Raw genomic sequence first — 23,041 nt, 5'->3', positions numbered from 1 at the left:
TCTACTCCTTATTATTCAACTGCGGTAATACAGAGCCTTCGCCCAATGCCAACAAACCGCTTTGCGAGTAAATACCCAGTTTGGCGCGGGTGTCGGTAATGTCGAGGTTGCGCATGGTCAGTTGGCCGATGCGGTCGAGCGGTGTGAACGCTGCGTCTTCGACTTTTTCCATGCTCAGGCGTTCGGGTTGGTAGGTCAGGTTGGGCGATTCGGTGTTCAGAATTGAGTAGTCGTTGCCGCGGCGCAGTTCGAGGGTGACTTCGCCGGTAATGGCTTTGGCAACCCAGCGTTGGGCGGTTTCGCGCAACATAAGCGCTTGGCTGTCGAACCAGCGGCCTTGGTAGAGCAAACGGCCGAGGCGCAGGCCGTTGATGCGGTATTGTTCGATGGTGTCTTCGTTGTGGATGCCGGTAACCAAACGTTCGTAGGCGATGTGGAACAATGCCATGCCCGGGGCTTCGTAGATGCCGCGTGATTTGGCTTCGATGATGCGGTTTTCGATTTGGTCGCTCATGCCCAAGCCGTGGCGGCCGCCGATGCGGTTGGCTTCGAGGAAGAGTTCGACGGGGTCGGCGTATTCTTTGCCGTTCAATGCAACCGGCACGCCTTCTTCAAAGCGCACGCTGACTTCTTCGGGTTTGACTTCGACGTTTTCATCCCAGAAGGCAACGCCCATGATGGGCTTAACGATTTTGATGCCGCTGTTGAGGAATTCCAAATCTTTGGCTTCATGCGTCGCGCCGAGCATATTGGAATCGGTGGAATAGGCTTTCTCCACCGACATTTTGTAGTTGAAGCCGTTGGCAATCAGAAATTCGCTCATTTCGTGACGGCCGCCGAGTTCGTCGATAAATTGTTGGTCGAGCCAAGGTTTGTAGATTTTCAGCGCGGGATTGGTCAAGAGGCCGTAGCGGTAGAAACGCTCGATGTCGTTGCCTTTGTAGGTGCTGCCGTCGCCCCAGATGTTAACATCGTCTTCTTTCATGGCGGAAACGAGCATGGTGCCGGTCACAGCGCGGCCCAAAGGCGTGGTGTTGAAGTAGGCGATGCCGCCGGTGGAAACGTGGAACGCGCCGCATTGGATGGCGGCGATGCCTTCGTGTGCCAACTGCGCGCGGCAGTCGATCAGGCGGGCATTTTCTGCGCCGTATTCCATCGCTTTTTTAGGAATGGCGTTGTAATCGTCTTCGTCAGGTTGGCCGAGGTTGGCGGTGTAGGCGTAAGGCAGCGCGCCTTTGAGTTTCATCCACAGTAGTGCGGCAGAGGTATCGAGACCGCCGGAGAATGCGATGCCGACTTTTTGACCGATGGGGAGATTTTGTAAAATGGTATGGTTTTGGCTCATTGGGATTCCTCCAGACTTGAAAAGTTGAAATCATTATCTTATAAATAGATGAGATAATCTAGTTTGATGCCGCCTGAAAAAGCATTCAGGTTTTCAGACGGCATTTGTCCGCAATTATTGAGACGCTATCCGTAGCTGAATACAATGAAGCATGCTGCCCAAACCGAAGCAGCTGCCAAAGGCCACAACAAGTAGCCTTTTTGCCCAGTCAAACGCCACATTTCATCTGCATTGGTTGCAACAAAAAACAACCACAAAAAACCAAGAAAAATATCCGTAGAGACTGCCAGTGAAAAAATCATACGGTTTGCAGGTAAGAAGCTGAATGCGTTCAGAACAACCCATTGTATAAAAAATGTGGAAAGCGTAGCATATTTGGCGCGAAAATTGACTGCACGTTTGTCTTGATGAATTTTACGGCGAATAATCAAATACTGAACAATCAGTACAAACGCACACACAAAAAGGCTGATAATGAACATGAAAAACGCAACAATGCCGATTGCAAACATGAGTCTCTCCTATCCGTTGCACCTATACCATAGCCAAGTGATGGCACCGAGTGCTTCGCTTTCGTTCCATTGTTCATTGGGGTAGAGTTTAGGGGAGATGATGTTTAGGGTTGTGATGGTGGGCATAGTTTAGAGGGGGGGTAAAACAAAAAAGGTAAGTGTAAGTGGTTTTAAGGCTGCCTGAAAGCGGATTAACAGCGAAAAAGAGAACGCGTGAGTCTTGCTATCAGACAGACTGGCTACGCTGGCTATGCTTGTTATATATCTATATGGTTATATAGATATATAATTTTTTCACTCCATTCATTTGATTGTAGGGTATCTGTATCTTCAGCAATATACAAACCAATATCTTTTGACCAGAATGCATAAGTTTGTTGAATTATATCTATATTCTTCAGATAATTAAAATCTGAGAAAGCACCATCAAACATGCATATTATAGCTATTGGATTAAGCTGATTGATATTTAGTATTTCATCTTTAATTACATTAAATAAATCAATATTTTTGGAATATAAAAAATAAGATTCTGTTAAAAAAATATCATATTTCCACTCATTATTTTCAAGAATATATTTTTCAGATTTAATGCAACGTGATCTAGATTCCCATTGCTTTATATTTTCATGATTTCTGTCTTCTTTTAAAAAAATACCATAACACAATATAGAAAACTGGTCAGTACCACAATTTTTTAAAAAATCTATTATTTTCATTTAGTTACCACTAATTAGGTTTAATTGATTATTATCTGGTATAAAGCTTGCAATGACTTTATCCTTATACGGCCCATCTTTTGCAACAACAATAACAACGTATTTCCCATTTGATTTACCTAATAAGCAATATTGGAACAGTAATCATGGGAAATCATGAATAGCCTTTAGGCAGAAGGAAAGATTATGAAAGACCGACAGCATTTGTTCAACCTCATCATCATCGGCGATGAAATCCTGCACGGCAGCCGCCAAGACAAGCATTTCGCCTTTTTCAAATCTTTATTGGAATCGCGCGGGCTGAAACTCAATCAGGTGCAATATCTGCCCGATGAACCCGAATTGCTGGTCAAACAACTGCGCCGCAGTTTTTCAGACGGCCTGCCGACTTTTGTGACCGGCGGTATCGGTTCTACGCCTGACGACCACACGCGCCAAGCCGCGGCGGCTGCTTTGGATTTGCCTGTCGTCCGCCATCCCGAAGCCGCCAAGTTTATCGAAGGCGTAACCCGGAAACGCGGCGAGCCACTCGATTCGCCGGAGCACGCCCAACGCCTGAAAATGGCGGATTTTCCCGAAGGCGCGGAATTGGTGCCCAATCCGTTTAACAACATCGCCGGATTTTCCATCCGCGAACATTATTTCTTCCCTGGCTTTCCCGTGATGGCGCACCCGATGGCGGAATGGGTATTGGAAACTTATTACGCCGACCGCTTCAACCAAACCGAACGCGGCAGCCGCAGCGTGTATGTGTTCGACCAACCCGAGTCGCGCATTACGCCGATTATGGAACATCTTGAGCGTACCTACGCCGGTGTCCGTTCTTACAGCCTGCCCACCGTGGGCCGTACCGATTCAGACGGCCGTTACACTCCGCCGCATATCGAGTTCGGCATCAAAGCGGAAGGTGAGGCCTGCCGCTTGTTGGATACGGCGTGGGAAGATGCGTTGCAGGGTTTGCAGGCGATTGGCGCGACTTTGAAAGAAACGGTGGAATAATGCACTTATCCCCGGCCCAATCCAGACGCGCACTGATTTTTGCCTCTTTGCTGTTTTTGCCGCCGACCCTCATCATCGGCATTTGGCTGGCGCAATATGGCGGCTTCGCTTTTGAACCGCCGCTGATGCACGCCGTCCATGCCCATGCGGGCACATGGTTTGACCCGATTGCCACCGTGTTGCACTATCTGGGCAAAACCGAGATTGCCGTGCCGCTGATCGGCGCAGTCGCCGCAGCCCTGTATTTTGCCGATAAGAAGCGCGAAGCACTGTTTTGCGTGTTGGCGGCATTGATGCCGACTTTGAACATGCTGATTGTGAAGGTTTGGTTTGCCCGCGAACGTCCGCTGCTTTGGCCGCGCCTGATTGAAGAGAGCAATTTTTCCTTTCCCAGCGGCCACAGTACGTTTTCCGCCGCCATTGCCGTCATGCTGATATTGCTTTGCCGCCGCACGCGCTACCGCCGCGCCGCTTGGATAGGCGGTATTTCCTTTGCCCTGCTGACCGGGTTTTCACGCATTTATTTGGGCGTGCATTATCCCACCGACGTTTGGGCAGGCTGGACAAACGGCACGCTGACTGCCTTGCTGGTGTATATGCTCATCTTCAGGCCGTCTGAAAAATAGAAGAAACGAATCATGAATACACGTTCACCCAACACGCCTTATTGGCTCAGAAACGGCCATGCCGACACCCTGTTTGCCAAGCTGCTGCAAGGCAAAGCGCCTGACTACCGCCGCGAGCTTCTGCCCGACAGCACCGGCAAAACCCAAGTTGCCTACGATTTTGTCGACAGCGCCGACCCCGATGCGCCGTTGGTGGTTTTGTTCCACGGACTGGAAGGCAGCAGCGAGAGCCATTACGCGGTCGAGTTGATGAAAGCCGTACAGCAGCGCGGTTGGAACGGCGTGGTTGCCCATTTCCGCAGTTGCGGCGGCATAGAAAACACCGCGCCCGTGTTCTACCATCTCGGCGATACGCCCGAAATCGCTTTTATGCTCAACACGCTGGCACAACGCTATTCAACCATCTACGCTGTCGGCGTTTCTTTGGGGGGGAATGCCCTGGCCAAATATTTGGGCGAGCAGGGCAGTAATGCCGTTCCGCGCGCATCTGCCGTCGTTTCCGCGCCGGTTGATGCCGTGGCCGCCGGTACACGTTTTGATCAGGGCATGACGCGCTTGATTTACACGCGCTATTTTTTAAATTCGCTGTTGCCGAAAGCCCAGGCGATTCCTCAGTTTCAGACGGCCTTAAGCCAGCAAAACTGCAAAACGCTTGGCGATTTTGACGACCGCTTTACCGCGCCGTTACACGGTTTTGCCGACCGTCATGATTACTACCGCCGCAATTCCTGCAAACCGTTTCTGAAAGGCGTAGATACGCCGTTGCTGCTGCTCAATGCCGTCAACGACCCCTTCCTGCCGCCAGAAGCCTTGCCGACCGGGCGGGACGTGTCCTCAGCCGTTACGCTGCTGCAACCGGCATACGGCGGTCATGTCGGCTTTGTCAGCCGCGATCAAGGCCGTCTGAATCTGCAATGGCTGCCGCAAACGGTGTTGGACTATTTCAAACAGTATCAGCCGTAAATGAAAAAGGGCATGTATGTGACATGCCCTTAGAGTGAAGAAAGTAAAAAGGCCGTCTGAAAACGAGTTTCAGACGGCCTTTTGAATAGCTTGATTATTTGCCTTTGTCGGCTTTGGCTTCTTTTTTCAGAGAAGCGTACAACTCAGGGTCGCGGTTTTTCAGTAAGGACGCAACGGCCAAGTCATCACGGTTTACTTTAGCCAAATCTACGCGCTCGATGTGTACCAAACGCAGCAATTCGCGTACAGGTTTAGGCATATTGCGGCCGGACTCGTAACGGGAACCACCGGATTGAGTCACACCAATGCGACTCCAGAAGTCCATTTGGTTCAGGCCGAGTTTTTTACGGATATCGCGGATATTTTCAATTTTTTCGAACGATTTCATGAATCTTCCTTATTGTGGTATTTAGTGTATGCCATTAGGCATAAAAAAGGTCTGCAAGAATGCCGGCATCCTTTTCCCTATTGTTTTTTGGGGTGATATGTGGGCGTATTGCAAATGGCTGATCTAGATAATTAGACAGTATATTCGAAAGAAGTTTTCTGCTGTCTGCCATAATTTGTGTAAATATTTCTTAATTCATTATTTCAGTAAAATTTTGTTATATAAATCATTAAATTATGCGTTTATCTTAGATATGGCATAAGCAAATTTTTACATAATTAAACAATTCAATATGGGTAAAAACTTAATTTCGAGTTTTTATTCGGTTTTCTGGATTGAGAATGCGAATAAATTTTAGGCCGTCTGAATCTATGTTTTCAGACGGCCTGAAGGTTTTTTCAAGGTTAAGGCTTACCGCTGGCAGGGCTGACGGTGAGGATTTCGTAGCCGGTTTCGGTAACCAAAACTTCGTGTTCCCATTGGGCGGAGAGGGAGCGGTCTTTGGTGACCACTGTCCAACCGTCGTTCAGGATGCGCAGATGGCGTTTGCCTTGGTTGATCATCGGCTCGATGGTGAAAATCATGCCCGGTTTGAGGACGAGGCCCTCACCTTTGCGGCCGTAGTGGACCACTTGCGGCGCTTCGTGGAAACCGCGGCCGATGCCGTGTCCGCAGAATTCCTGTACGACGGAATAGCCGGCATTTTCGGCAACCTGTTGGCAGGCATAGCCGACGTCGCCGAGGGTGGCGCCAGGTTTGACCGCTTCGATACCCGCCATCATGGAGGCGTGGGTCACGTCGATCAGGCGTTGGGCAATCGGGGAGACTTTGCCGACGGTAAACATACGGCTGGAGTCGCCGTGGAAACCGTCTTTTTTAATGGTCAGGTCGATGTTGACGATGTCGCCTTCTTTCAGCGGCTTGTCATCGGGAATGCCGTGGCAGATGACGTGGTTGACGGAGGTGCAGCAGGATTTCGGGTAAGGCGGGTTGCCGTAGTTGAGGGGGGCTGGATAACCACCTTGAACGTTGACGTGGTAGTCGTAAACGAGTTTGTCGATTTCGTTGGTGGTTACGCCGGGTTTGACGAATTGGCCGATGTAATCGAGGGCTTCGGCGACCAAGCGGCCGAGTTCGCGCATTTTTTCGATTTCTTCGGGGGTTTTGATGATGACTTTGTCCATGAGGTTTCCTTCTTGTTTCAGACGGCATAGAGGCCGTCTGAACGGGACGGGTGTGCCGTCTGTTTAAAACAGGTTGTCGAGATTGTCTTTATTGCGCGGTTTGGCTTGTGGTTTGGCCTCAGGCTCGGCTTTCGGAGTCGGTTTGGACTCGGGGACTTTGGCTTTTGCCGGTTTGTTTTCTACCGCTTGTGCGGCAGGTTTGCTGTCTGCGGCTTTGTTTGCTACCGGCTGGCTGTCTGCTTGAGGTATGTTTTGAGCGGCAGGGCTGCTGTTGTCGGATTGTGTGTTTTCTGATTTGTCGGCTTCAGCGCGTTTGTTTTCAGTGCGTTTGCTGCGGTGTACAGTGGAGCGGTCGTTTTTTATACCTTCTTCCGCTTTTTCGCCTTTTTCGTCTTGTGGGACGACAGGGTTTCCGGAGGCGGTTTTTGCGTCGCCTTCTTGGGCGGGTTGGACGGTTTCAAGTTCGATAGTGCCGTTGGGGCGCCAAACTTCAATGCGTGTGTCGGTTTGTTCGGCAGGGCTTTTTTCGGGTACGTCGGTTTTACTGGAGTTTAGGGTGCTGAATATGCCGGCAACAAGGGCTGCGACGGCGATAAAGCTGACAAGGAATAAAGCGCGGATTAGGTGTTTGGGCTTAAGTTGGAAAGGGGTTTTATTATTCTTGGACATGATGGGGCAGGTAATCGTTGGAGGAATGGCCGTCTGAATGTTCAGACGGCCTAAGTTGCCTATGAATTCAGTTGGCAACGTAGTTTTGATAGAGGGTCACGACTTTTTGTACACCAACGGTCGTGCTGACTTTTTGGGTTACGCGGGCTTGTTCGTCAGGCGTGAGGATGCCCATTACATAGGTCACGTTGCCGTAAGTCACGATTTTGACGCGTGCTTGGGTGGCCGGGCTGAGGCCCAACAGGGTGGCGCGGACTTTGGATGTACCCCAGGTATCGTTGGTCACATCGCCGAGCGAACGCGCTTGCGAGGCAACGGTGATGTAGTTGTACACGCCTTCTGCGGCTTGTTCGGAACGGGCAATGCGTTCAACAAATTGTTTTTCGCCTTCGGTAGCCACTTGGCCGAGCAGGAGCAGGTGGCGGTTGTAGCCGACAACGTTCAGTTTGGGCTTGTAGCCTTGGACTTGGTTGTTTTGGCGCAGGTAGGAGCGTGCGGTGGTTTCGACGCGCAGGGCCATAACGTTGTCGTCGGTTTGCGCACCGGTGGTGCGGCGGTCAACGGCGGATTTGGTGCCGACGGCTGCACCGCCGATCAGTGCGCCGACGCAGCCGCTCAGACTCAGGCTCAAGAGGGTCGCGGTCAGAACGGGGAGGGCGTAGCGTTTGATATTCTTCATATCCTTTTCCTTGGGTATGGACGGGTGGGCGTTCAGACGGCCTTTAAGGGATGGGCCGTCTGAAAAGAAAGGGTTACATGCCTTCAAGCAGGACGGAGTCGATGCAGTCGCACATGGCGTGAATCAGCAAAATATGGTTTTCTTGAATGCGGGCAGTGCGCGGATAAGGGACGTTGAGTAAAACGTCGGTATCTTTGAGCATGGCGGCGATTTTTCCGCCGTCGCGGCCGGTCATGGCAATGACGTGCATGTCGCGCTCGTGTGCCGCTTTGATGGCTTCGATGATGTTGGCGGAATTGCCGGAGGTGGAGATGCCGACCAATACGTCGCCGGCACGTCCGAGCGCGCGCACTTGTTTGCTGAATACATGGTCGAAACCGTAGTCGTTGCCGATGGCGGTCAGGGCGGAAGTGTCCGTCGTCAGCGCGACAGCGGCCAATTCCATGCGCTCTTTTTCAAAACGGCCGGTCATTTCTGCAGCGAAGTGTTGCGCGTCGGCAGCCGAACCGCCGTTGCCGCAGGCTAGGATTTTGCCGTCGTTCATCAGACATTGCAGCATCAGCTCGGCAGCCTGTGCGGTCGGCTCGACCAGTACTTTTTCAGCTTCCTGCTTGGCGCGGATGCTCTCGGCAAAATGCGCGGAAACGCGTTCTTGTAATGTTGTCATGAGGTTAACCTGTAATATTTTGAATCCATTCGGGCGGGCCGTCGCCCTCGATCAGTACCGCATCCAAGCGGCAGGGCGCATGGTTTAACCCGTGCTTTTGCAGATAATACTCTACACTTCGTTGCAATTTCAATAATTTGGACGGCGAGATGCTGTATGCTGCACCACCGAAACCTCGGTTTTTGCGGTATTTTACTTCAACAAACACAATCGTACCGCCGTTTTTGACGATTAAATCGATTTCGCCGTAGGCACAATGCCAGTTCCGTGCCAGCAGCGAGCAGCCTTTGCCCAGCAGGAATACCAGCGCCGCATCTTCGGCCACCGCCCCCTGTTTGTGGTTTAAACGCATGAAAAGTTTACCCGTTATATAATCATTGTTTTTAAAGAGACGCCGTTTCAGACGGCCTTGAATCTATGTACACAAAACACCTGCAAAAAGCCGTCGACAGCATCGAAAAACAGACATTATACGTTGTCGCCACACCCATCGGCAATTTAGCCGACATAACGTTGCGCGCACTGGCCGTGCTGCAAAAGGCCGACATGATCTGCGCCGAAGACACCCGTGTTACCGCCCAGCTTTTGAGTGCGTACGGCATTCAGGGCAAACTTGTGAGCGTGCGCGAACACAATGAGCAGCAAATGGCCGATAAAATCATCGCTCATCTTTCAGACGGCCTGAGCGTCGCTCAAGTTTCGGATGCGGGTACGCCTGCGGTTTGCGATCCCGGTGCGAAACTTGCCACCCGCGTGCGCGAAGCCGGATTTAAAGTGGTGCCTGTGGTCGGAGCCAGCGCGGTCATGGGGGCGTTGAGCGTGGCCGGTGTGACGGAATCCGATTTTTACTTCAACGGTTTCCTGCCGCCTAAGGCCGGCGAACGCCAAAAGCTGTTGGCCAAATGGGCGGAAGCCGATTTTCCGATTGTGATGTTTGAAACGCCGCATCGCATTGAGGCAAGCCTTGCGGATATGGCCGCGCAGTTCCCCGAACGCCGTTTGACTTTGGCGCGCGAAATCACCAAAACGTTTGAAACCTTCCTCAGCGGCACGGTTGCCGAAATCCAAGCCGCCCTCAAAAACGACAGCAACCAAACGCGCGGCGAGATGGTGCTGGTGTTGCACCCTTCGGTGAAAGAGAAACACAGCGATTTGCCCGAGGCGGCGCAAAATACCATGAAAATCCTTGCGGCCGAGTTGCCGACCAAACAAGCTGCCGAGCTTGCCGCCAAGATTACCGGCGAGAATAAAAAGGCGCTGTATGATTTAGCGTTGGAGTGGAAACGGATTTCAGACGACGCTTGAGGTCTTGCAGGCTTATTTTTCTCAACCTGTGGTGTGAACGATGCGACGATTTCCTACAGGCAAAACTGGGTATTGTTCGTTATCCGTTTGCCGGTTCTACAGGCTTTATATAGGTAAAGTTCTGTTTGCCGCATTGCTCCCCCCCCCCTTGTAATTTACAATGACACTGCATACAACTAGTATGTTCTTAAATCTTTCAATCTACGGGAGTGGACTTATGAAACAAAATATCATCGTTGCCTTATTCGACATCTCCAGCGAAGCTTATCAAGCCTTTTCTGAATTGAAAGCTTACTCGCAGACAACAGATGCTTTGGTGGCACAAGCCGTTTTGATTAAAAAGGAAAATGGTCTGATTATCCCAGCAGAAAGCACCGACTTTACCGCCAATACGGCCGAAAGCGCATGGACGGGCGGCCTCATTGGTTCACTGGTCGGCATCCTCGGCGGTCCTATCGGTGTTCTGTTGGGTGGAGCTACTGGCGCACTCATCGGCAGTGATGTAGGCACTGCCCAAACATTGGGAGAGGGGGCGTTGCTGGAAAATGCAGCCAAAAAACTGGATAACGGCAGTACTGCAATCATTATTTTGGCGCAAGAACTCAACGAAGCTATATTGGATGCTTTCTTCCACCGTTTCAAAACCGTTATTCTCCGGCAAGATGCAGCCGTTGCCCAAGAGGAGGTATTGGCAGCAATAGAAGCGGAGAAAGAAGTGGCACGTCAGGCACACGAAGCGTGGAAAAAACAGCGCAAAGCCGAACGCAAAGCCGAACGCCAAGGGAAAGTGGAAGCCTTCAAGGCCGACATCAAACAAAAATTCGACAAATTGGCAGCCAAGTTGAAATAACACTGCCACCAACCCAAGGTATGTAACCGCTCAAATTTTCCGTTTCGGATGCATGCCAAACCAGTTTGAGGCTACCTGAAAATCTATTTTTCAGGTAGCCTCTCCCTTTTTCATGCCCCGAGGCCTTTGCAAAGGTCTCAACCTATGTTATTGCAAAGGTCTCGGCCTTTTTATAATTGGATTTTAGATTGATCCAATAGGTTCAATACGCTTTGGTGTTTGCGTTTCAGACGGCCTCAATGTTTGGCAAACCTGCTTCAACGCTGCCATGCGCCGCGCAAATATTCGATGCAGTCGGTCAGGGCGTAAAACGGGGCGTTGCCGTGATTGGCGTTGGGGTAGAGGGTAAAGCGGACATCCGCGCCGAGGTGGTGCAAAGTGCCGGCAAGGATTTTGGCTTGTGCGACCATGCCGCGGCTGGTTTGGTCGGGACGGTTGTTTCTGCCTTCATGTTCGCCTGCGCCGAGGCGGATGCCGATTCTTTGCGGCAAAGTGTCGGGCAGCCAATCGAGCACGCGGCGGTCTTGCCACCAGATAGACGGCGAAACCAGCAAATAATGGCGGAATCGTTCGGGGCGGGTGAATAGGGAATAGAGGCCGTACAGTGCGCCGAACGAATGGCCGAAGATGGCTTGGTTTTGGGTATCGATGCGGTATTTGCTGTTGAGCAGGGCGGAGAGTTCGTCATCAATAAAGCGGCTGAAGCGGTCGGCTTGGCCGTATTGTTTGCGTTCGGATTCAGGCGCGCTGTCGGGCAGCGGCGGCGTGTAGTCGAGGGCGCGTTGGCTTAAGTCGCGGATGGTGCCGCCGGTGTAGCCAATACCGACAATCAGACAGGCGGCATGGCTTTTGGTGATGGGGTTGATGAGCAGGGATTGCGCCATATTGAGGATGGCGGGGAAAAAGGCATCTCCGTCAAGGATATACAGTACGGGATAGCCGTCTGCCGGACGCTCGCCGAGTGCCGCGGCTTGAATGCGGTAGGTGCGGCCGGTGTGGGTGGAGGTAATGGAGGTTTCTTCGGCTTGCAGCAGGGTGGCGGTTTGCCAGTTGGGACGGATGGGCATGATGGGGTGCTTTAATCAATGGGTTGCTTAAGTAAAAGGAGAGAAGGCCGTCTGAACAATGGATTTCAGACGGCCTTATTGTACGGATTTCTGCCTTTTTAACAATACGCGCGATTAGCGTACGTCAACGTATGAGCTGCTGTGCAGTTCGCGCAGGAGGTTGGTGGTCGCCTGTTGTGCTTTTTGTTGGGACAGATATTGGCGGACGGCGTTTTGTTGGCGCTCTTCAGGCGTACCTGCTTCGCGGACGTCGTTCAGCTTGATGATGTGCCAGCCGAATTGGGTGCGGACAGGGGCGCTGATTTGGCCGGGTTTGAGTTTGTGGACGGCTTCTTCAAATGGGGCAACCATCATGCCGTCGGCAAACCAGCCCAAATCGCCGCCATTGCCGGCGCTGCTGTCTTGCGAGTATTGGCGTGCCAAACCGCCGAAATCTGCGCCGCTGCGGGCCTGTGAGTAGATTTTGCGGATGGTGCTTTCTGCGCCGACGGCGGCATTGTCGTTGTCGGCTTTAATGAGGATGTGTTGGGCATGGTATTGGCGCACAGGGTCTGCTTCAGGCAGGGTTACGCCTTGTTGTTTGGCCTGCTCGATGTAGCGTGCCACTTCGGAGTCGCTGACACGGCTGTTTTGCATGATGGCCTGTTGGCGCACTTTTTCAACAATAATGCTGTCGGCGATGTCTTGGCGGACGGCGGCAGACGGGTTTTTGATGTTGGGGTTGTGCGCGATAACGGCTTCGATTTCGCTATCGGTCGCTTGGATGTTGCGGCGTTTGCCTGCTTGGAGGATCAGGGACTGGTTGATCATTTGTGCCAAAACCTGTTGGCGCAGTTCGTTGGCGTCCATTTGTGTGCCTTTCGGCATGGTTTGACGCGCTTGTGCCACGGCTTGTTCTACTTGACGGTGGGTAATGACTTCGTTGTCGACAACCGCGGCAATGCCGTCTGAAAGATGTACGCCGCTTTGTACGGCAGGCATGGTGGTGGCGCTGACGACTGGAGTTTTATTGGCACGCGCTTTGGTCGCTTTGGCTTTAGGAGCGGCGTGTACGCCTGCTGCGAGAGTGAGTGCGGCGACGAGAATCAGGGGTTTGAAGTTCATTGTTTGACTACCTCGTTGGTTTTGCTGTAACCGGGGATGGCTAAGCGGAGTTTTTCGAATGGGTTGTTGCTGATATTGCTCAAGTCTTTGAGTTGGAGGTTGAAGAATACGGCGTTTTTGTGGCTGTTTTCGCCGGTAATATAGCGTTGGCCGACCAAGCTCGCGCTCCAGCAGCCGCAGTTGCTTTTGTATTCTGCACCGATGAGCATTTCCAGCGGTTTTTTGGCTTCGATTTCGTAGTTGTAACGGGCAACGGCGTACAGGTTTTTACTCAACGGCCATTGGGCGGCAAGGTCGACTTGGCTGAGCCTGTCGTAGAAATAGTCGCCGTTAGCTTGCAGATAGATGCGCTCGTTTCGTCCGTATTTGTAGCGCGCGCTTAAGACTTTGCCGGGTTCGGGGTTGTAGGCAATCCCTGCGGCGTAGCTTTCGGCACGGCTTTGGTTTTGGTTGTAGTGGATGTCCAAGTCGATGCGGATGCTCGGGGTAATGTTGCCGTGTGCAAAGGCTACCCAGTCGGATTGGCTGCGCGGATAATTGCTGACGTTGCCGTCAGGCAGGACGTTGTCTTTTTTGAAATAAAATTTCTGGCCGATACCTGCACGGAAGAGTTCCGCACCGGTGTTGGGGTTGAGGATACGGCTTTGTGTGGCCAGCGTCAGGCTGTTGGCCGAATTGATGCGGTCGTTGCCTGAATACAGGTTTTCGCGGAACAGCTGCGAATAGGTAAAGCTATTTTCGGAACTGTCGAAATTAGGCAGGTCGTTTTGGGACTTGGTCGGAATGTAGTTGTAAAACAGGCGCGGTTCAAGCGTTTGCAGGTATTCTCCGCCGAAGAGCCGGGCCCTGCGCTCGAAAGTCAGGCCGCTGTCGACGTTGATAATCGGCAGGATGCGGCTGACATTGCGACCGCTTTGACCGTTGAAGCTGTTGAGGCTGTAATAAGTGGCATGTACGCCGACTTTAGGTCGGATGTAGCCCCATTGGTTGTGGAAGTCCCATTTGACGCTCGGGTAGAGTACCACGCGGCTGCCGTCTTGCTTGGTATCGTGATCAAAACGGGTGAATTGGCCGAACACGTTGAGTTGCGCTTTGCCGAGATGGCTTTGCCAACGGCCGGTCAGACGGGGCATGATGGCATAAGGCTCGTCTTTATAGCCGTCTTGGTTGGCCAGCGTTTGATATTTTTGTACGCGCAACGAGCCGTCGAAGCTGCCGCCTAGCAGTTTGTCGCTGTAATTGAGCCATGCCTGACGGTCGAGATTGACGTTGCGCGCGATGTCTTCGCGGCCGTAGAAGTCGCGGTAGTAATCGTCGTCGGAGACTTGGTTGTAGTTGATGCCGCCGCTGATTTTGCTGTTCAGCTGCTGCTGGTGTTTCCATTTGAACTGGTAGCGGTTGTTGTGGACGCTTTTTTGGTCGTTCGGCATCCAGTCGCCATCGACTTCGCCGCTGTAATTCGGTTGCAGATAACGGACTTGGCCGCCCAGTTGCACACCTCGTTTGCTGATGATGCCCGGACGGATGGTGGCATCCAAATTCGGCGCAAGGTTGAAGTAGTAGGGCAGGCTCAGCTCAAGGCCGTCTGAACCTGTAGCAATGGTCGGAACGAGCAGGCCGCTTTTGCGGTTGCCGTTGATGGGAAAGTCCGCCCAAGGCGTGTAGAGGACGGGGACGCCGCCGAATACGAGCGAAGCGTGTTTGGCCACGCCGATACCTGTCGACTCATCGGCTTCAATGCTTTGCGCTTGGATATACCAGCTGGCGTCGCCGGGCGAACAGGTGTTGAATTTGGTATTGATGAGCTTGTAGAGGCCTTTGCCTTTGAGTTCGGCTTTTTCACTGACACTTTGAAGGCGGCGGCCGCCTTGTTCGGTATTGAGGCGCACGGCGGTGCCGGAACCGGTTTGATCTTTGAGGTTGTAAACCAATTGATCGCCGGATACGGTCGAACCGTTTTGATACAGGGTGAAGCGGTCGCCGGCGGTAACGGTATCGGTGGCTTGGTCGTATTGCGCCCAATCGGCGTTAAGAACATCGGCATTGCGCTCGACAATGACATCGCCTTCGGCACGGACGCCGACTTGGGTCTGACCTTCTATTTTATCGGCGTTGACGCGGGTGTAATCGGCAGGCAGGGCAGGCTCGCCGCTGCGTTTGATTTCGGCGGTTTCGGCAGGCTTGGCATCTTCGTGGTCGCAAAACAGGCAAGTGCTGCCTAAGGAAAGCGGATCGGCTTCGCTTTGGCTGGTTTGTGCCGGTTTGGACGCGGCGGTGTGGGCAGGGGTATAGTCTTCCGCCTGCGGAACAGAAGCATCTTCCGCGCGCACGGCTGTTGCGCCAAAGCCCATAATTAAGGCGAGTACCAAGGGTTTGAGTGAAAATAAACGAGCCAAAATCGCCCCTTAAATCGGTTTGCCAGTTAGAATAGCGGTTATTGTAACCTGAAATTCTGCGATACCGCTATGCAACGACAAACCGAATTACAAAACTGGCTGGAGTCTGTCTACCCGAACCAGCCGTTCGAATTGAGTTTTGCGGCAGCCGATGCCGACTTCCGCCGTTATTTCCGTGCGACGTTTTCAGACGGCCAGACCGTCATCTGTATGGACGCGCCTCCTGAGAAGATGAGTGTTGCGCCGTATTTGAAAGTGCAAAAACTGTTTAACATGGTCAATGTGCCGCAAGTGCTTCATGTGGATGAAGCGTTGGGCTTTATGGTGTTGAACGATTTGGGCAATACCACATTCCTGACCGCCATGAATCAGGAAAACAGTGAAACCGCCCACAAAGCCCTGCTGCTCGAAGCCATCGACGAACTGATCGAACTGCAAAAAGCCAGCCAACCCGGCAAACTGCCGGAATACGACCGCGAAGTCATGCTGCGCGAGATTAACTTGTTCCCCGAATGGTTTGTAGCTAAAGAATTGGGCCGCGAGCTGACCTTCAAGCAACGTCAGCTGTGGCAACAAACCGTTGATACTTTGCTGCCGCCCCTGTTGGCGCAGCCCAAAGTGTATGTCCACCGCGACTTTATCGTCCGCAATCTGATGCTGGCAAAAGGCCGCCCGGGCGTGTTGGACTTCCAAGACGCGCTTTACGGCCCAATTTCTTATGATTTGGTGTCGCTGTTGCGCGATGCGTTTATCGAATGGGAAGAAGAATTTGTATTGGACTTGGTCATCCGTTACTGGGAAAAAGCACGCGCTGCCCAGCTGCCTGTGCCTGCCGAGTTTGACGAGTTCTACCGCTGGTTTGAATGGATGGGCGTACAACGCCATTTGAAAGTGGCCGGTATTTTTGCCCGCCTGTACTACCGCGACGGCAAAGACAAATACCGTCCTGAAATCCCGCGCTTCTTGAACTATTTGCGCCGCGTATCGCGCCGTTACAACGATTTGGCGCCGCTCTATGCGTTGCTTGTCGAATTGGTCGGCGATGACGAATTGGAAACAGGCTATACCTTCTAAGCTTGGTTTTTTAAGATTTGATTCCACTTTTCAGACGGCCTGATCAACAAAAGGCCGTCTGAAACCTTTACAGAACACATAAACATGACTTACATGATTTACCCCAAAACCTACGACGTGATTGTCGTCGGTGGCGGCCATGCCGGTACCGAAGCCGCACTTGCCGCCGCACGCATGGGTGCGCAAACCCTGCTGCTCTCACACAACATCGAAACCCTCGGCCAAATGTCGTGCAACCCCTCCATCGGCGGTATCGGCAAAGGCCACCTTGTACGCGAACTCGACGCATTGGGCGGCGCAATGGCGTTGGCCACCGACAAATCCGGTATCCAGTTCCGCCGATTGAATGCCAGCAAAGGTGCGGCAGTGCGAGCCACGCGCGCACAGGCTGACCGTATCCTATATAAAGCCGCCATCCGCGAAATGTTGGAAAACCAAGAAAACCTCGACCTTTTCCAACAAGCCGTCGAAGACGTCACACTTGACGGAGAACGCATCAGCGGCGTGGTTACCGCGATGGGTGTGGAGTTTAAAGCACGCGCCGTCGTGTTAACTGCCGGCACGTTTTTGTCCGGCAAAATTCACATTGGTTTGGAAAACTACGAAGGCGGCCGCGCCGGCGACCCCGCCGCCAAATCATTAGGCGGCCGTTTGCGCGAATTGAACCTGCCGCAAGGCCGTCTGAAAACCGGCACGCCACCGCGTATTGACGGACGCACGATTGATTTTTCCCAACTGACCGAACAGCCCGGCGACACACCCGTTCCCGTAATGTCCGTACGCGGCAACGCCGATATGCACCCACGCCAAGTGTCCTGCTGGATTACGCATACCAACACGCAAACCCACGACATCATCCGTTCAGGCTTCGACCGCAGCCCGATGTTTACCGGCAAAATCGAAGGCGTCGGTCCGCGTTATTGTCCGTCTATCGAAGACAAAATCAACCGCTTCGCCGACAAAGACAGCCACCAGATTTTCCTTGAACCTGAAGGCTTGACCACGCACGAATACTACCCTAACGGTATCTCCACCAGCCTGCCGTTTGACATTCAAATCGCCCTCGTACGCAGCATGAAAGGCCTCGAAAACGCCCATATCCTGCGCCCCGGCTACGCCATCGAATACGACTATTTCGATCCGCGCAACCTCAAAGCCAGCCTCGAAACCAAAACCATCCAAGGCCTCTTTTTCGCCGGACAAATCAACGGCACAACCGGCTACGAAGAAGCCGCCGCGCAAGGCCTGCTCGCAGGCGCAAACGCCGTGCAATACGTCCGTGAACAAGACCCGCTCCTGCTGCGCCGCGAACAAGCCTATCTCGGCGTATTGGTGGACGACCTCATCACCAAAGGCGTGAACGAGCCCTACCGCATGTTCACCAGCCGCGCCGAATACCGCCTGCAACTCAGGGAAGACAACGCCGATATGCGCCTGACCGAAGACGGCTACAAAATCGGCTTGGTGGGTGAAGAACAATGGCGCATGTTCAACGAAAAACGCGAAGCCATCGAACGCGAAATCCAACGTTTGAAAACAACGTGGTACACGCCGCAAAAACTCGCCGAAGAAGAGCAGCTGCGCGTATTCGGCCAAAAACTCAGCCGCGAAGCCAACCTGCACGACCTCCTGCGCCGCCCGAACCTCGACTATGCCGCGCTGATGACCCTGCCCGACGCACAACCTGAAACCGCACTTGCCGACAGCGTGGTCGAACAAGTAGAAATTCAAGTCAAATACCAAGGCTATATCGACCGCCAAAACGAAGAAATCGACAGCCGCCGCGATATCGAAACCTTAAAGCTGCCTGAGGATATCGATTACAGTAAAGTTAAAGGTTTGTCCGCCGAAGTACAGCAAAAACTGAATCAGCACAAGCCTGAAACCGTCGGCCAAGCCAGCCGTATTTCCGGCGTCACGCCTGCCGCCGTCGCATTGTTGATGGTGCATTTGAAACGCGGGTTTAAAGATGCCAAGTAAGGTTTAATTTGAATAAAGGCCGTCTGAAAGTTTTAGACGGCCTTTTTGAATTTAAAAGAACAAAAACATAAAAACTGATGACAGAGTAAAATACGTTACACAAAACCTATGACAGACAAAGGGATAATATGGAAACTCAATCTTTAGAAAAAACTTTTGCTACACATGATGAATTTAACCGTAAGCCGATAGCCGAGAACATCATCAGGCTGTTGATATCGCCCATCGACCTTTCTCCTATGGTCATCGATGGCGGCTGGGGAACAGGCAAAACTGAATTTTGCCAAAAGCTGATTCGGCTCATGCAGCAGCAACATCCCGATTACCTGCCTATCTATATCGACGCCTTCCTTTCGGACCACAGCGGAGAGCCTTTACTGGCATTGCTTGCCGAAATCATTAAATCCTGTACGCTTGAAGATACTGATGGACAGCAGTCTGAACGCAAACGTCTCACAAGAGAAATATCGAAATTAGTAAAATTCGGAATAAAAACAGGGGCTAATGCGCTATCCCACTATTTTCTAAAACAAAGTGTGGATGATTTGGCAGAAGAATTTCAACAGATTACAAGTGATGAACAAGAAGCAAAAAATGTAGCAGAAACCGTAACCGATGTTGCTGCCAAAATTACTGACTACACTATCGATGCAACCGTCGAAGCCTTATTGAAAGAGCAAATTGAAGCAGAAAAAAATCTGGAAACGCTCAAAGCCTGCCTAAAAGAATTTGCAGAGGAAAAACCGATTATTCTGTTTATCGACGAACTCGACCGCTGCCGCCCAGATTACGCCGTCGATATGCTGGAGGTTATCAAGCATGTCTTTGATGTCGAAAACGTCAAAGTCGTGCTGGTGACGAACACCAAACAACTGCGCGCAGCAATTAATCATCGGTATGGGATGGAAGTGGATGCGCACAAATATTTGGATAAGTTCTTGAAGTATAGCTTTGCCTTACCAGATAAAGTTGTGGCTCGGTTTGAGGAAGAACGGGCTTTGGTTGCAGTTGAACATTTCAAACAGTTGATACGAAAAAGTCGTATGGCTAGTGAACTTCAGGCTTTAATTGATGAACGTTCCCCAACAATAATAGGTTTTATCAGCGATATGATAGAACGGAACAATATATCGCTTAGAGAAACGGAACGATTAGTCCGATTTTTAGAGATATATCATTCTTTAAGTGGTGGTGGACTTAATGAGGTAATCTGGCAATATGCCTTGCTTCGCATTACAGGTGTATTTATCTTCTGCTTCTATCCGAGTTTAATGGACGATATTAATAAGAATCGTACTGATAGCAAAGATTTTGCTCGATTGTTTAATATTCAGTCTTTGGAGAATATTCCAGAAAATAGTTTTGGTGTGGTTTATACAAATACAAATGTAATTGCTATGATGCTCATTCTACATGGCGCTGCAAATATACATTTTGACGTTAGTACCCTTTATGATAGAAGATCATGGCAAGAGCGTATAAATAAAAATTTTCTCGAGCATGACGAAATTTATCCGCATGGAATGGATGGAATTCTTACTATTCTAAAAGATACCTTCCGAGTTCTCAGCCTTGAACAAACGCCCCAATAAACGCAAAGGTCGTCTGAAAACCCAATACCAAGTTTTCAGACGGCCTTTTATCATTTTAATAAACCGATAATTGTCCTATCGAGGCCGTCTGAATTTCAATATACCAAGCTCGGAGACAAAGCCGTTGAGGGGGATGTCGTGGGGTTCGGTCGGCAGGGTGTCGGTCAGTTGGCAGCCGAAGCCTACGCCCAGGGTTTGGGTTTGCAGGCGGTATTTCATGGCGGAGAGGGTGGCGTCGTAATAGCCACCGGCCTGTCCGAGGCGGTAGCCGCGTTTGTCGATGCCGACGATGGGGACCAGCAATAGGTTGAGTTGGTGGACGCGGATTTTTTTGCCGGTGAATTGGGGGACATGCAATTTGGCGCGGCCGCGTTTGCGTTCTTGTTTGGCGCCGTCGGCAGGGTAGGGAGTGAACCACATCCGCCGCGTGTTCGGTTCGATATAGGGCAGGTAGAGTTTTGCGCCGCGTTTTTGTGCGGCACGGACAAAGCCGTCCAATCGCAATTCCTTGCCCATCGGCCAATACACGCCGATTTTCCGTCCTTTTTTGATGTAGGGCTTGAGCAGGCAGTTGATGGTTTCGGTGGCGGCGTTCCGCTCGTCGGCGCTCATTTGGGCGCGTGCGCGGCGGAACTGTTTGCGTAATGCCGATTTTTCGGGATTCCTCATTTTCAGACGGCCTTTCGGGATTGCGGTAGAATGTTGCGATTATAACGATTTTGTTAACATTCAAACAGGACGCACACGATGTGGCACATTGTCGCCATCGGCTATCTTTTTGTTGCCGTGATGTTTTCCGCCGCGCAGCCGAGTATTGCGCGCGCGTTGATTTATTTGGTTTTTTGGGCAGTGTTGCCCACTGTGTTTACGGTCTTCGTCGTGACCATCCGCCGCCGTAACCGTCTGATGAAACGGCAGGAGCAGGCGGAGTTTGAAGCGGCCCGCCAAAAGGCGGTACAGACGGATGAAAAACAGGACGGAAAGGTATAAAATCCCTTTTCAGACGGCCCCTTATCCGCTATAATCCGTCAGTTTCCGATTTCGGAAACACTCTTTTATTTTTTAAAACTTATGCCCACTTTCGCCGAAGGGTGCTTGACAATAGGCTCTGCCTATCAAGTTCTATGCGATTGAATGTGTGCTCTTTAACCCTTTCAAGGAAATAACATGTCTCAAATTACTATGCGTCAGATGATTGAAGCCGGTGTTCACTTCGGTCACCAAACCCGTTTCTGGAACCCGAAAATGGCTCAATACATTTTCGGTGCGCGCAACAAAATCCATATCGTAAACTTGGAAAAAACCCTGCCGATGTTCCAAGAGGCGCAAGAAGCCGTACGTCGTCTGGTTGCCAACAAAGGTACAGTATTGTTCGTAGGTACCAAACGCCAAGCCCGCGATATCATCCGCGAAGAAGCTACCCGTGCCGGTATGCCTTTCGTTGATTACCGCTGGTTGGGTGGTATGCTGACTAACTACAAAACCGTTAAGCAATCCATCAAACGCCTGGAAGAAAAAACTGCTGCCCTGGAAAACGCTGCTGAAGGCGGTTTCAACAAAAAAGAAATTCTGGAAATGCAACGCGACGTTGAAAAACTGGAACGTTCTTTGGGCGGTATCAAAAACATGAAAGGCCTGCCTGACGCGATTTTCGTTATTGATACCGGCTACCAAAAAGGTACTCTGGTTGAAGCTGAAAAATTGGGCATCCCTGTTATCGCCGTAGTCGATACCAACAACAGCCCTGATGGCGTGAAATACGTTATCCCTGGTAACGATGACTCCGCTAAAGCTATCCGCCTGTACTGCCGCGGCATCGCTGACGCAGTTTTGGAAGGCAAAAACCAAGCGCTGCAAGAAACTGTAGCCGCTGCCCAAGAAGCTGCTGCCGAGTAATTCGGTACACGGAAGAGGGGCGTTATGCCCCTTTTCTCAAATCCCGTTCTGAAATCCGTTTCAGACGGCCACTATTTCCAAACACGGCAATGGCCGTGTTCCCAAAAATCTAGGAGATTCAAAATGGCAGAAATTACTGCAAAAATGGTTGCCGACCTGCGCGCCGCTACCGGCCTGGGCATGATGGAATGCAAAAAAGCCTTGGTTGAAGCTGAAGGCAACTTCGACAAAGCCGAAGAAATCCTGCGTATTAAATCTGGTGCGAAAGCCGGTAAACTGGCTGGCCGTACTGCTGCCGAAGGCGTATTGGCTTATGCGATCAACGGCAATGTCGGCGCATTGGTTGAAGTAAACTGCGAAACCGACTTCGTTGCTAAAGACGCCGGCTTCGTAGAATTTGCCAACTTCGTTGCTAAAACTGCTGCCGAGAAAAAACCGGCTTCTGTTGAAGAACTGAGTGAATTGGTTGAAGCAGAACGCAAAGCCATCATCGCTAAATTGGGCGAGAACATGTCTGTTCGCCGCTTCCAAGTGATCGACACTGCCAACCAACTGGTTGCCTACATCCACGGTGCTTTGGCTACTGAAGGCGTATTGGTTGAGTACAAAGGCTCTGAAGACGTAGCACGCAAAATCGGTATGCACATCGTTGCCGCTAAACCACAATGCGTAAGCGAAGCCGAAGTAGATGCTGAAACCGTTGAAAAAGAACGCCACATCTACACTGAACAAGCTATCGCTTCCGGCAAACCTGCCGACATCGCCGCTAAAATGGTTGAAGGCCGTATCCGCAAATTCTTGGCTGAAATCACTCTGAACGGCCAAGCGTTCGTGATGAACCCTGACCAAACTGTTGCCCAATTCGCTAAAGAAAACGGCACTGAAGTGGTTAGCTTCGTACGCTACAAAGTAGGCGACGGTATCGAGAAAGCCGTTGTTGACTACGCAGCCGAAGTTGCTGCCGCTGCTAAAGTGTAAGGCACTTATGAAAAAGAAAGCACCTAGATTCCAAACGAATCAGGGTGC

General features: G+C 51.4%; 24 protein-coding genes and 1 pseudogene. 11 read left to right on the top strand and 14 right to left on the bottom strand.

All coding sequences use genetic code 11. The features are described from left to right. Position 1: 1 nt before the first annotated feature. The 4 genes from argG to ACTHR7_RS07680 all read right to left on the bottom strand — a co-directional run bounded on the left by argG (position 2) and on the right by ACTHR7_RS07680 (position 2,576). Positions 2-1,345, bottom strand: coding sequence for an argininosuccinate synthase (gene argG / locus ACTHR7_RS07695; protein ID WP_049322465.1), 1,344 nt, complete (start codon positions 1,343-1,345; stop codon positions 2-4). A gap of 125 nt (positions 1,346-1,470) precedes the next feature. Then, positions 1,471-1,857, bottom strand: coding sequence for a hypothetical protein (locus ACTHR7_RS07690; protein ID WP_440370611.1), 387 nt, complete (start codon positions 1,855-1,857; stop codon positions 1,471-1,473). Between the two features lie 9 nt (positions 1,858-1,866). After that, positions 1,867-1,983 carry a hemolysin D gene (locus tag ACTHR7_RS07685; RefSeq protein ID WP_083290052.1) on the bottom strand — a complete coding sequence of 39 codons (117 nt, stop codon included), beginning with the start codon at positions 1,981-1,983 and terminating at the stop codon, positions 1,867-1,869. A 131-nt stretch (positions 1,984-2,114) separates the two neighbouring features. Further along, complete coding sequence (locus tag ACTHR7_RS07680) at positions 2,115-2,576, bottom strand: hypothetical protein (protein WP_004467569.1); 462 nt, start codon at positions 2,574-2,576, stop codon at positions 2,115-2,117. A gap of 186 nt (positions 2,577-2,762) precedes the next feature. Between ACTHR7_RS07680 and ACTHR7_RS07675 the strand changes: the two genes are divergently transcribed. Genes ACTHR7_RS07675 through ACTHR7_RS07665 form a run of 3 tightly spaced genes read left to right on the top strand, consistent with a single transcriptional unit; the run spans position 2,763 to position 5,164 of the window. Then, positions 2,763-3,575 carry a competence/damage-inducible protein A gene (locus ACTHR7_RS07675; protein WP_440370610.1) on the top strand — a complete coding sequence of 271 codons (813 nt, stop codon included), beginning with the start codon at positions 2,763-2,765 and terminating at the stop codon, positions 3,573-3,575. Further along, positions 3,575-4,201, top strand: a complete 627-nt coding sequence (locus ACTHR7_RS07670; RefSeq protein ID WP_070461243.1) for a phosphatase PAP2 family protein — start codon at positions 3,575-3,577, stop codon at positions 4,199-4,201. The genes ACTHR7_RS07675 and ACTHR7_RS07670 overlap by 1 nt, the downstream gene beginning before the upstream one ends. Before the next feature lie 12 nt (positions 4,202-4,213). After that, positions 4,214-5,164: a YheT family hydrolase gene (locus ACTHR7_RS07665; protein ID WP_063076203.1), complete on the top strand. Its 951-nt coding sequence runs from the start codon at positions 4,214-4,216 to the stop codon at positions 5,162-5,164. A 94-nt stretch (positions 5,165-5,258) separates the two neighbouring features. Here the strand turns inward: ACTHR7_RS07665 and ACTHR7_RS07660 are convergent, their stop codons facing one another. From ACTHR7_RS07660 to ACTHR7_RS07635, 6 genes and pseudogenes are all read right to left on the bottom strand, one after another. Beyond that, the gene (locus ACTHR7_RS07660; protein WP_003684039.1) at positions 5,259-5,552 is read right to left on the bottom strand and encodes a helix-turn-helix domain-containing protein; all 294 of its coding nucleotides are present in this window, start codon (positions 5,550-5,552) and stop codon (positions 5,259-5,261) included. A 404-nt stretch (positions 5,553-5,956) separates the two neighbouring features. Further along, positions 5,957-6,760, bottom strand: a pseudogene (gene map, locus ACTHR7_RS07655) (type I methionyl aminopeptidase); the annotation flags it as partial. Positions 6,761-6,799: 39 nt separating this feature from the next. Beyond that, complete coding sequence (locus ACTHR7_RS07650; protein WP_440370609.1) at positions 6,800-7,405, bottom strand: hypothetical protein; 606 nt, start codon at positions 7,403-7,405, stop codon at positions 6,800-6,802. Positions 7,406-7,472: 67 nt separating this feature from the next. Then, positions 7,473-8,084 (bottom strand): BON domain-containing protein, encoded by a 612-nt coding sequence (locus tag ACTHR7_RS07645; protein ID WP_039862284.1) that lies wholly within the window; start codon positions 8,082-8,084, stop codon positions 7,473-7,475. Between the two features lie 73 nt (positions 8,085-8,157). Then, entirely contained in the window at positions 8,158-8,751 is a 594-nt protein-coding gene (locus ACTHR7_RS07640) for a phosphoheptose isomerase (protein WP_049343741.1), read from the bottom strand. Between the two features lie 4 nt (positions 8,752-8,755). Next, positions 8,756-9,103, bottom strand: a complete 348-nt coding sequence (locus ACTHR7_RS07635) for a YraN family protein (RefSeq protein ID WP_440370608.1) — start codon at positions 9,101-9,103, stop codon at positions 8,756-8,758. Between the two features lie 65 nt (positions 9,104-9,168). On the opposite strand from ACTHR7_RS07635, the gene rsmI reads away from it, so the two are divergent. Next, complete coding sequence (gene rsmI / locus ACTHR7_RS07630; RefSeq protein WP_440370607.1) at positions 9,169-10,056, top strand: 16S rRNA (cytidine(1402)-2'-O)-methyltransferase; 888 nt, start codon at positions 9,169-9,171, stop codon at positions 10,054-10,056. Positions 10,057-10,273: 217 nt separating this feature from the next. After that, positions 10,274-10,906 (top strand): DUF1269 domain-containing protein, encoded by a 633-nt coding sequence (locus ACTHR7_RS07625; protein ID WP_049343748.1) that lies wholly within the window; start codon positions 10,274-10,276, stop codon positions 10,904-10,906. 257 nt (positions 10,907-11,163) lie between these two features. Here ACTHR7_RS07625 and ACTHR7_RS07620 read toward each other — a convergent pair whose 3' ends face one another. The 3 genes from ACTHR7_RS07620 to ACTHR7_RS07610 all read right to left on the bottom strand — a co-directional run bounded on the left by ACTHR7_RS07620 (position 11,164) and on the right by ACTHR7_RS07610 (position 15,473). Next, positions 11,164-11,973 (bottom strand): alpha/beta hydrolase, encoded by an 810-nt coding sequence (locus tag ACTHR7_RS07620; protein ID WP_250581027.1) that lies wholly within the window; start codon positions 11,971-11,973, stop codon positions 11,164-11,166. 114 nt (positions 11,974-12,087) lie between these two features. Next, positions 12,088-13,077 (bottom strand): peptidylprolyl isomerase, encoded by a 990-nt coding sequence (locus tag ACTHR7_RS07615; protein ID WP_070649301.1) that lies wholly within the window; start codon positions 13,075-13,077, stop codon positions 12,088-12,090. Beyond that, complete coding sequence (locus tag ACTHR7_RS07610) at positions 13,074-15,473, bottom strand: LPS-assembly protein LptD (RefSeq protein WP_440370606.1); 2,400 nt, start codon at positions 15,471-15,473, stop codon at positions 13,074-13,076. Before ACTHR7_RS07610 ends, ACTHR7_RS07615 begins: the two co-directional genes overlap by 4 nt. A gap of 69 nt (positions 15,474-15,542) precedes the next feature. Here ACTHR7_RS07610 and amgK point away from each other — a divergent pair, with 69 nt between their 5' ends. The 3 genes from amgK to ACTHR7_RS07595 all read left to right on the top strand — a co-directional run bounded on the left by amgK (position 15,543) and on the right by ACTHR7_RS07595 (position 20,119). After that, a complete protein-coding gene (gene amgK / locus ACTHR7_RS07605) occupies positions 15,543-16,547 on the top strand; it encodes an N-acetylmuramate/N-acetylglucosamine kinase AmgK (RefSeq protein WP_004520257.1) in 1,005 nt (334 codons plus the stop codon). Between the two features lie 84 nt (positions 16,548-16,631). After that, positions 16,632-18,527 carry a tRNA uridine-5-carboxymethylaminomethyl(34) synthesis enzyme MnmG gene (gene mnmG / locus ACTHR7_RS07600; RefSeq protein WP_440370605.1) on the top strand — a complete coding sequence of 632 codons (1,896 nt, stop codon included), beginning with the start codon at positions 16,632-16,634 and terminating at the stop codon, positions 18,525-18,527. A 128-nt stretch (positions 18,528-18,655) separates the two neighbouring features. Continuing rightward, positions 18,656-20,119 carry a KAP family P-loop NTPase fold protein gene (locus ACTHR7_RS07595; RefSeq protein ID WP_440370604.1) on the top strand — a complete coding sequence of 488 codons (1,464 nt, stop codon included), beginning with the start codon at positions 18,656-18,658 and terminating at the stop codon, positions 20,117-20,119. Between the two features lie 75 nt (positions 20,120-20,194). On the opposite strand, the gene ACTHR7_RS07590 is transcribed toward ACTHR7_RS07595, so the two are convergent. Beyond that, entirely contained in the window at positions 20,195-20,788 is a 594-nt protein-coding gene (locus ACTHR7_RS07590; RefSeq protein ID WP_440370603.1) for a 5-formyltetrahydrofolate cyclo-ligase, read from the bottom strand. A gap of 78 nt (positions 20,789-20,866) precedes the next feature. Between ACTHR7_RS07590 and ACTHR7_RS07585 the strand changes: the two genes are divergently transcribed. The 3 genes from ACTHR7_RS07585 (at position 20,867) to tsf (ending at position 22,993) form a co-directional block, all read left to right on the top strand. Beyond that, the gene (locus ACTHR7_RS07585; protein WP_004520263.1) at positions 20,867-21,109 is read left to right on the top strand and encodes a hypothetical protein; all 243 of its coding nucleotides are present in this window, start codon (positions 20,867-20,869) and stop codon (positions 21,107-21,109) included. 177 nt (positions 21,110-21,286) lie between these two features. Beyond that, a complete protein-coding gene (gene rpsB, locus ACTHR7_RS07580) occupies positions 21,287-22,015 on the top strand; it encodes a 30S ribosomal protein S2 (RefSeq protein ID WP_002230071.1) in 729 nt (242 codons plus the stop codon). A 123-nt stretch (positions 22,016-22,138) separates the two neighbouring features. After that, entirely contained in the window at positions 22,139-22,993 is an 855-nt protein-coding gene (gene tsf, locus ACTHR7_RS07575; protein ID WP_002215087.1) for a translation elongation factor Ts, read from the top strand. Positions 22,994-23,041 lie beyond the last annotated feature (48 nt).

The sequence above is a fragment of the Neisseria sp. P0007.S010 genome (assembly GCF_051962875.1).
Classification (GTDB): domain Bacteria; phylum Pseudomonadota; class Gammaproteobacteria; order Burkholderiales; family Neisseriaceae; genus Neisseria; species Neisseria subflava_A.
The sequence above is the reverse complement of the archived record's forward strand: the minus strand, read 5'-3'. Positions and strand labels throughout refer to the sequence as shown.

Bases quoted from the DNA above. Each gene is read 5' to 3' on its own strand.
- argG (WP_049322465.1), bottom strand. From the start codon at position 1,345: ATGAGCCAAAACCATACCATTTTACAAAATCTCCCCATCGGTCAAAAA.
- ACTHR7_RS07690 (WP_440370611.1), bottom strand. From the start codon at position 1,857: ATGTTTGCAATCGGCATTGTTGCGTTTTTCATGTTCATTATCAGCCTT.
- ACTHR7_RS07685 (WP_083290052.1), bottom strand. From the start codon at position 1,983: ATGCCCACCATCACAACCCTAAACATCATCTCCCCTAAACTCTACCCC.
- ACTHR7_RS07680 (WP_004467569.1), bottom strand. From the start codon at position 2,576: ATGAAAATAATAGATTTTTTAAAAAATTGTGGTACTGACCAGTTTTCT.
- ACTHR7_RS07675 (WP_440370610.1), top strand. From the start codon at position 2,763: ATGAAAGACCGACAGCATTTGTTCAACCTCATCATCATCGGCGATGAA.
- ACTHR7_RS07670 (WP_070461243.1), top strand. From the start codon at position 3,575: ATGCACTTATCCCCGGCCCAATCCAGACGCGCACTGATTTTTGCCTCT.
- ACTHR7_RS07665 (WP_063076203.1), top strand. From the start codon at position 4,214: ATGAATACACGTTCACCCAACACGCCTTATTGGCTCAGAAACGGCCAT.
- ACTHR7_RS07660 (WP_003684039.1), bottom strand. From the start codon at position 5,552: ATGAAATCGTTCGAAAAAATTGAAAATATCCGCGATATCCGTAAAAAA.
- ACTHR7_RS07650 (WP_440370609.1), bottom strand. From the start codon at position 7,405: ATGTCCAAGAATAATAAAACCCCTTTCCAACTTAAGCCCAAACACCTA.
- ACTHR7_RS07645 (WP_039862284.1), bottom strand. From the start codon at position 8,084: ATGAAGAATATCAAACGCTACGCCCTCCCCGTTCTGACCGCGACCCTC.
- ACTHR7_RS07640 (WP_049343741.1), bottom strand. From the start codon at position 8,751: ATGACAACATTACAAGAACGCGTTTCCGCGCATTTTGCCGAGAGCATC.
- ACTHR7_RS07635 (WP_440370608.1), bottom strand. From the start codon at position 9,103: ATGCGTTTAAACCACAAACAGGGGGCGGTGGCCGAAGATGCGGCGCTG.
- rsmI (WP_440370607.1), top strand. From the start codon at position 9,169: ATGTACACAAAACACCTGCAAAAAGCCGTCGACAGCATCGAAAAACAG.
- ACTHR7_RS07625 (WP_049343748.1), top strand. From the start codon at position 10,274: ATGAAACAAAATATCATCGTTGCCTTATTCGACATCTCCAGCGAAGCT.
- ACTHR7_RS07620 (WP_250581027.1), bottom strand. From the start codon at position 11,973: ATGCCCATCCGTCCCAACTGGCAAACCGCCACCCTGCTGCAAGCCGAA.
- ACTHR7_RS07615 (WP_070649301.1), bottom strand. From the start codon at position 13,077: ATGAACTTCAAACCCCTGATTCTCGTCGCCGCACTCACTCTCGCAGCA.
- amgK (WP_004520257.1), top strand. From the start codon at position 15,543: ATGCAACGACAAACCGAATTACAAAACTGGCTGGAGTCTGTCTACCCG.
- mnmG (WP_440370605.1), top strand. From the start codon at position 16,632: ATGACTTACATGATTTACCCCAAAACCTACGACGTGATTGTCGTCGGT.
- ACTHR7_RS07595 (WP_440370604.1), top strand. From the start codon at position 18,656: ATGGAAACTCAATCTTTAGAAAAAACTTTTGCTACACATGATGAATTT.
- ACTHR7_RS07590 (WP_440370603.1), bottom strand. From the start codon at position 20,788: ATGAGGAATCCCGAAAAATCGGCATTACGCAAACAGTTCCGCCGCGCA.
- ACTHR7_RS07585 (WP_004520263.1), top strand. From the start codon at position 20,867: ATGTGGCACATTGTCGCCATCGGCTATCTTTTTGTTGCCGTGATGTTT.
- rpsB (WP_002230071.1), top strand. From the start codon at position 21,287: ATGTCTCAAATTACTATGCGTCAGATGATTGAAGCCGGTGTTCACTTC.
- tsf (WP_002215087.1), top strand. From the start codon at position 22,139: ATGGCAGAAATTACTGCAAAAATGGTTGCCGACCTGCGCGCCGCTACC.